Consider the following 2,302-nt stretch of genomic DNA (forward strand, 5'->3'; position numbering starts at 1 on the left):
AGTCGAGCAGCAGTTCGCTCGTTATTATGCTTGGCTGCAAGCGATGGAAAAAGCCAAAATTCAACCGAACCTGTTAAAAGAAGCCGGAGTTAGCTTACTCAAGTCAGCTTGGAATCCAGTTCGACTTAACAAACTCGGCACAGTAGAAATCAGATGTATAGATAGCAACTCTCCCTCTGTAATTTTACTTGTAATTACATTGCTGGAAAAATTGGCTGATCGAGTTAGGCACGAGAAGTTAACAGTAAGACCATCTAAAGGAATGCAGATATTTGAATTAGTTGGCAATCGCTTGTATGTACCAGATTTTGAATATCTATTAGGGGAATTGCTCTTAGCCTCAGCTACAGAAGGAATTAAAAACCCCAAAGTTAGAGCTTACGTCGATTCCATTTTGCAGTTTGCCAGTGCTGTTGGTGGTGAAGGAACAAATTTTTTGGCAAAACTCAGCAGAAACCTCGATCGGTATCAGACGACAGAAGCCAGCATCTTGCAAGAGTTTACCCCAACAACTACTCAACTTTCATTAGATGCCGGTTTGCGTTTAGTGCGCTCAATTTGTGACAAGCTAGAAGCTATTGTTTCATCGATAGATATAGAAAATCCTCTCGCAGCTTTGGATACTGATGAAGGATTGTTGCTACAGCAGCATTAAAGAAGTCGGAAGTCGGAAGTACACTTTTATAACGGGGATTAAATAGTGAAATAGCATCAAGATGAGTAGAAAATCTCGAAAACCATTGATTGGGATTACAACTTATGGTCGCCTTGCAGCATTACCATTTTCTCTGCCAAGTGAATATATAGATGCAGTCCGTGCTTCAGGTGGCATTCCCATATTATTACCACCAGGAGAAGTTGAGCCTGCTCAACTTCTAGATTCTTTGGACAGGTTTAATCATCTCTGGTGGTGGAGATATTGACCCTGCTTGCTACAACGGTTTTGATCATCCTACTATTTATTCTGTTGATCGCGAACGTGATGCTTTTGAATTGCAGCTTGGCAAGTTTGCTCTTGAACGTCATCTGCCAATATTGGTATTTGCCGGGGTTTACAAATTCTCATCGTCGCCTGTGGGGGTACTCTAATTCCTCACATTCGAGATGTTTACGGTACATCTGCATTACATCGTCTAGAGCCTGAGCCTGGACGACGTTTACCTACAGAACATCTTGTCAAGATAGATGTAGAAAGTCTTTTCGCTAAGTGTTTACAGAATTCTCACATATCTGTAGTTTCTTGGCATCATCAAGCGATAGATAAAGTACCCCCAGGTTGGCGGGTTGTTGCTTATGCTTCGGATGATGGAGTCATTGAAGCTGTGCAACATGAACACCATCCTTGGGCAATTGGTGTGCAATGGCATCCTGAGCTTTCAATTCTCGATCCCAATCATCAAAGACTTTTTTTAGCTCTCGTTCAGGCTGCACGTACAAAACGCTTATAAAGATGTAGTATTCTTCTTTAACCGAAAAAAAATCGGCGAACTAATAGTCTTGCCGCCGAAGTCATCAATGTTTTAATTGCTACTGTTCTGTCTGGCTATCGATTCAGATTTCTGATTCTCAATCGCTTGGAGCATTGGGACTTTGTACATCAATATCAGATGAAGCTAAATTAGGAATTTGCCAGTTGAGTTGCTCGGCTTTGAGTACTTCAATCAGTGCAGTTGGAGCAATGAACTCAAGTTCTTGGGTGTTAGGAGACTAATAAAATCAAATACTCTTAATTCTCAAAATCATAAATTAAAGTAATTATTTAACAAACTGAGCAAACATAAGACATAAAATTTTCTCTTGACTTCCCCTGCTCCCTGCAAAAAACAGTTTGCACCTCCTGAATCACTCCTAAACATTAGAGTTACTTTTTACCAGTTTGAGTTAAGTTGGGCGAATAAGCGCACTGCTTCACTCACTTTCGTGCGCTCACTCAAAACCTTGAGACAACAAATCATCCGGCTATGTCTTTACCACTCTTGTAAGTCATAGCTCTGGGTTTCCTCTTGCCTATAGGGACTACTTTCGATTGCTTAGGTGCTTGTGGCGGACGGCATGTTTCACAGTAGAGTGGTCGCACACCAAAGGTTTCTCGTTGTGTGGGTTGTTCGCATTGCTTACACACGAAGTTGAAAACGCGGGTGTGAATTTCCCGCTTGTGCGCTCTGACGGTGTACTCTCGGACTTCAATAGTTTTGCTGGGCATTGATTAGTAAAGTATCCTTACTTCTTAATAATAGTTTTTCATCTTAGTTCTACAAGATCCGTGCATTATCTGATGGAAGTAATTCTACTTAATCAAATA

At 41.1% G+C, this 2,302-nt stretch carries 2 protein-coding genes and 2 pseudogenes; 3 read left to right on the plus strand and 1 reads right to left on the minus strand.

The window, feature by feature from the left end:
• From H6G97_RS50090 to H6G97_RS50095, 3 genes and pseudogenes are all read left to right on the plus strand, one after another.
• Nucleotides 1-655 (plus strand): annotated as a pseudogene (locus H6G97_RS50090) (glutamate-cysteine ligase family protein); the annotation flags it as partial.
• Nucleotides 656-716: 61 nt separating this feature from the next.
• Nucleotides 717-923 carry a gamma-glutamyl-gamma-aminobutyrate hydrolase family protein gene (locus H6G97_RS54520; RefSeq protein WP_242056190.1) on the plus strand — a complete coding sequence of 69 codons (207 nt, stop codon included), beginning with the start codon at nt 717-719 and terminating at the stop codon, nt 921-923.
• Nucleotides 919-1,448 (plus strand): annotated as a pseudogene (locus H6G97_RS50095) (gamma-glutamyl-gamma-aminobutyrate hydrolase family protein). The gene H6G97_RS54520 and the pseudogene H6G97_RS50095 overlap by 5 nt, the downstream one beginning before the upstream one ends.
• A 503-nt stretch (nt 1,449-1,951) precedes the next feature.
• On the opposite strand, the gene H6G97_RS50100 reads toward H6G97_RS50095, so the two are convergent.
• Nucleotides 1,952-2,203: a hypothetical protein gene (locus H6G97_RS50100; protein WP_190947655.1), complete on the minus strand. Its 252-nt coding sequence runs from the start codon at nt 2,201-2,203 to the stop codon at nt 1,952-1,954.
• Nucleotides 2,204-2,302 lie beyond the last annotated feature (99 nt).

Origin of the sequence: Nostoc flagelliforme FACHB-838 (assembly GCF_014698065.1) — a bacterium.
Classification (GTDB): domain Bacteria; phylum Cyanobacteriota; class Cyanobacteriia; order Cyanobacteriales; family Nostocaceae; genus Nostoc; species Nostoc flagelliforme_B.